The organism is Komagataeibacter sp. SM21 (assembly GCF_041402665.1).
GTDB lineage: Bacteria > Pseudomonadota > Alphaproteobacteria > Acetobacterales > Acetobacteraceae > Komagataeibacter > Komagataeibacter saccharivorans.
Genome location: NZ_JBGLOV010000051.1, coordinates 1 through 4,654, shown reverse-complemented (window position 1 = coordinate 4,654; position 4,654 = coordinate 1). Strand labels below are relative to the sequence as shown.

Below are 4,654 nucleotides of genomic sequence, written 5' to 3'. Positions count from 1 at the left end.
GCCTCTCTGCGGTACTACCTGCGACACTCGCAGGTAGTACCGCGTCCCTATCTCTTAAATCGTTCATGCTTCATAGCTGAACCAGGCCAGAAGTATTCAGCAAGGCGTCAGTCGCCGGGAGCTTACCCTCTTCGGGCTGGCAATACAGATAAAATACACCGTCATCTTCGAAGGGATATTTGCCGGGGTCTATCTGCTGTATCTCTCCATCACATCAAGAGATGGTCTGTACCGCACAATGCTGAATGCTCTGGTGTGGATCAGTGTGGCCCTTGCCCCGACCGTTGCGGTCTACCTGTTCTATGCCGTGATCGGTCACGGGCATGAATGGATCTACGCGAATATCCTGTCGGTATTCGGCCGTGCCCCGGAAGATCCGCATGTTCTGCTTCACAGGGGCTCCAGGATCCTGCTGGTGACGGCCCCGTTTGCCGCGGCACTCCTGCTGGCGCACGCGTCTGGCATCCCGCGTCCGCGCGGCAAGGCGCCAGAAATCGGTTTCCTGAACATGTGGACCCTGGTCGCCATTGCCGCCGTCGCGGTCTTCGGCACCTGGTATATTCATTATGTCCTGCCGGTTTTCGTGCCGCTGTCGATCGAGACCGCCCCGCTATTCTGCAAGGGCACCGGCAAGGTCATGCTGTACCTCATGTGTGGCACGGGCATCATCTGGGGGCAGTTCATGATAACCAGGCACCTCGGAAGCGAAGGCAACAGCGCCCTGTTCTAGACACTGGAAAAGAAGATCGCCTATGGCAGGGACGGATGCTTCTTCATCTACAAGGGGCCGGTGTCGCTCTACGATGACCTGCCCTACTGCCATCTGACGGATCATCCCTTCCCATCCCATTTTTCACTTGAGAAGGAATCACGCTCCACAGGTATGGATCCGGTAAAGGAAATGAACACAGTCCTGTCCCAAAAACCGGCATATATCATAACCGGCGGAGAAGAAGTTCCCGGGGAAAATCATGCGGTCCGGGCTACCCTCTATGATGCCCTGACACGACAATACACGATGATATATGGCTGGACGCCACAGCACGCGGGTTCGAATGATCGTGTCACGGTCTATAAAAGAGTGGACTGATTGCCGTCGCCCCGTGGGCACACCGCAATCTGCACGGGCAACACAGGAAGGTGGTGAGAAATCACTTCGGCTGTAGCCGGCCTTAAAGGCCAGCTACAGCCTGCTCGCGTGAGGCAAAGACACATAGGCGGGTTTCGCCTCATTTTTGCCATTCACTGCCCGGTTAAGCTTCTCGAATAGCGGACCATTTTCGGTTTTCCTTGACGTAAGGAGCCAGACCGGCCAGCGGTGAGGCCATGGATACGATCAGTCTTCTTGCCCTGCTCCTGACCCTCTCGGCAGGCTTCAGCATTCTCAACCACCACACATTGCATGTTCCTGTCACGATCGGCGTTCTGGTCTTTTCATTGCTGACCTCCCTTCTGGTCATGATCCTGAATCCGTTGATACCGTCCTGTGATCTTCAGGCTCTCCCGCGATCTGTGCTCGGCGCGATCAATCTGCCCGCGGCACTTCTGAACGGCGCCCTGTCGCTGCTCCTCTTTGCCGGAGCCATGCAGGTCGATGTCAGCCATCTGCGGGCAAAGCTGATGTCTGTGACCGCTCTCTCCATTCTGGGAACCGTTCTGGCGGTGGCGTTTCTGGCAGTCGCGGCGTGGTGTGTTTTCCCGCTGCTGGGGCACGCCGTTCCCTTTACGTGGTGCATCGTGCTCGGCGCTATCCTCGCCCCGACAGACCCGGTTTCGGTTGTGGGGATGCTGAAACGTCTGGGCCTGCCGGGACCGCTCCAAGCCGTTTTCGCGGGAGAAAGCCTGTTCAATGATGGGGTGGGCGTCGTCATTTTCGGTGTGACGATCGGCCTGGCGACCGGGGACAGTCAGGGTGTAACCGCCTCGGAGATCGCCCTGAGTTTCTGCCGTGAAGCGCTCGGTGGTGGTCTTCTTGGGGCCGTAACCGGGTGGATCGCGCTTCGTGTGCTCAAAGGGCAGCGAGACCCACATATCGATCTGCTGACCTCGCTGGCTCTGGCGACCGGAACCTTCAGCATCGCCAATCAGTTGGGCATGTCTGGTGCGATTGCCGTCGTCGTGGCCGGTCTCTGCTTCGGGACCAGCTACAGCCATTCCATTTTCGATGAAGTATCCCGCAAGGAACTCGACATTGCATGGACGCTCATTGACGAAGTGCTGAACGTCCTGCTGTTCATGCTCATCGGCTTTGAAATACTGGAGATCACGCCACATCTGTTTACGGTTCTGGCGACGCTTGCCGTGATCCCGCTGTCCATTGCCGTGCGAGCATTGAGCGTGCTGTTCTCCACCCTGCCGGTTCATCTCCGGCAGTGGGAGCAGGGCCGTGCCCTCGGCATCCTGACATGGGGCGGCCTGCGTGGCGGCATCTCGGTTTCTCTGGCGCTTGGCCTGCCACCCGGAGACCTGCGCGACCTGCTGCTGCCTGTCTGTTACGGTGTCGTGGTGTTCACCATCATCGTGCAGGGTCTGACCATGGAGCGGGTCGCCCGCAGGCTCTATCCGTCAATCGCCTCCCGGTCGCAATAATGCCCTCCTCCATTCTCCCGGTCTCGATTTCCGCCCGGCGGGTTCTCATTCTCGGGCTTGTCGCAGGCTATGTGGATGCGCTGAGTTTTGTTGATCTGGGCGGCATTTTTGCCGGCGGGATGACAGGCAATACCACCCATATGGGCGCATCATTTATCAGTGGGAACTGGCAGCACGGCCTGCTTCTGGTCGGTGTGCTGGGCGTATTTTTCCTTGCCGCCATTCTGGCCAGCCTGATGCGCCTGTTATGGTCGCCAGCTTATGGTGTCATGGTGATGACAATCTTCATGGTTCTGGCGCAGATCGTTCATGGATCTTCCCTACGCTACTGGGGCGAGTTTCTCGTGCTTCCAGCACTGCTGGCCGTTCAGGGCGAAACGATCGCGAAATTCTCCGGCACGCCCATGCCCACGATCGTCGTGACGACAAACCTGCTGAAAGCCGCATCGGGAATTGCGGAATGGGTGGCGTCATGGATTGCGCCGAACAGGAATGCTCGCCCTGTCGCAGGAAGCATTTTCCTGCCGCTGCTTTCATGGGGGGCTTTTCTGGCTGGCGTGATGGCCGCCGCTACGGGTCTGGCCCTGCACGGCAGTTTTCCGTTCCTGTGGCCCGTCCCGTTCCTTGTCTTTCTGTACCGGGATATCTGGAAAACGGAGCGCGCCGGGCAGGACGATAATTAAACACCTGTTCCGGCGGGTCCGGATCAGGCGCGGGACGTCTTCGTTTATGGATGCGGATCTGCCTCTCGGTCAGGTCAGGTTTTCATGCCTGACAGCCGATATTCGGCTTCCGCCTCATGTCAGACGTATCAAACCCTGTTTCTTTGTCCAGAAAGCGGACAGTCGGAAACATAAAAATTCTCGGTTCTTAGCTCGTTGTAGGCTATCGTTATTCCTGCATCCCCTCCCATAGCCCACCCTGCTTCACGATAGCGGCAATAACGGCACGCAACAGCGAGTTATCGTTCAGCATCTGTTTGCCCATCTTTTCATGCGCCTCCATCAGTTCGATGGTAGCATTCAGCCCCTCTTCCTGAAGATCAGGTGAGTTGGCGAACTGATCCTTTGTGTTGGCTTTTGCCTGCTCCCGCAGTTTTTCTGATTCTGCTAGCTTGGTTTCCAGTCCTGTGACAAACGCCACCTTGTCACCATCCGTCAGATCGCCTTGGAACAGATCATTGATCGCCTCAATGATGCGGGAAAGCTGCACCTTCACTTTGTTCTGCGGTTGCCCCGAACCGGCTTCCTTTATCGGCTCCAGCCCATCACCGGCTTCGTTCTTCAGTCCAAGCTTCTGCTTGCCAAGGTCCTTCATACGGTGATGCGTCAGACGCAAAGTCGTGGTGTCGATGGTCTCACGCTCACGGTCGAACTTCAGCAGCGGCCAGAGCATTTTCGCGAACAGGTACAGTTTTTCATAATCCGGATTGCCGTAGTTCAGCATCTGACTGAAAAACTCATACATCCGCACGTAAGATGCCAGATCACTCCGGAACTGAACCAGTCCGTCAATGCGCTCCTTCGCTTCCTTCCTTTCCTGTGAGCCTTCCGGTTCGTCCTGAATGATTTTCCGCGCCTCACGATAGCGGCCCAGCACACGAGAACTGACCGGCACAATGGCCGCATCAAGCTGCTGCTGTGACGCTTTGGGGTTTGCGAGGATATGAGCCACCCGATCCACTTCAGGCTGATCGTACAGCCCGGCATCGTCCAGTTTGTGGCGCAGGTTCACCACACAGTTCGGATCACTGAGATCTGCTAGTTCGGCCTTCGTGTAATATTGCTGGAAAGCCTTGAGGATGTCTTCGGGATCATTCTCGAAGTCGACCACGAAGGTCATGTCCTTGCCCGGATAGCAGCGGTTCAGGCGCGAAAGCGTCTGGACAGCCTGAATCCCGCCGAGCTTACGATCCACATACATGCCGCATAGCAATGGCGAGGTATGCGCGAAAGTTGGTGACGCTTGATCAGGCGGCAGCTTGAAGGTGGCGTACGCCGTCGCGGAACTCAACCCCGCTGATGACGTCCGGCAGGCGGTTCCGGCCGTCGAGCATCCGCCATTT

The 4,654-nt window shown here is 57.2% G+C and carries 3 protein-coding genes and 1 pseudogene; 3 read left to right on the top strand and 1 reads right to left on the bottom strand.

Annotation, left to right across the window (positions count from 1 at the left end):
- Positions 1-238: 238 nt before the first annotated feature.
- The 3 genes from ACBR42_RS16845 to ACBR42_RS16835 all read left to right on the top strand — a co-directional run bounded on the left by ACBR42_RS16845 (position 239) and on the right by ACBR42_RS16835 (position 3,272).
- A complete protein-coding gene (locus ACBR42_RS16845; RefSeq protein ID WP_371208795.1) occupies positions 239-730 on the top strand; it encodes a hypothetical protein in 492 nt (163 codons plus the stop codon).
- Between the two features lie 596 nt (positions 731-1,326).
- Positions 1,327-2,589 carry a cation:proton antiporter gene (locus ACBR42_RS16840; RefSeq protein ID WP_371208794.1) on the top strand — a complete coding sequence of 421 codons (1,263 nt, stop codon included), beginning with the start codon at positions 1,327-1,329 and terminating at the stop codon, positions 2,587-2,589.
- Positions 2,589-3,272, top strand: coding sequence for a YoaK family protein (locus tag ACBR42_RS16835; protein WP_371208793.1), 684 nt, complete (start codon positions 2,589-2,591; stop codon positions 3,270-3,272). The genes ACBR42_RS16840 and ACBR42_RS16835 overlap by 1 nt, the downstream gene beginning before the upstream one ends.
- Positions 3,273-3,480: 208 nt before the next feature.
- On the opposite strand, the pseudogene ACBR42_RS16830 reads toward ACBR42_RS16835, so the two are convergent.
- A pseudogene (locus ACBR42_RS16830) lies at positions 3,481-4,654 on the bottom strand (hypothetical protein); the annotation flags it as partial.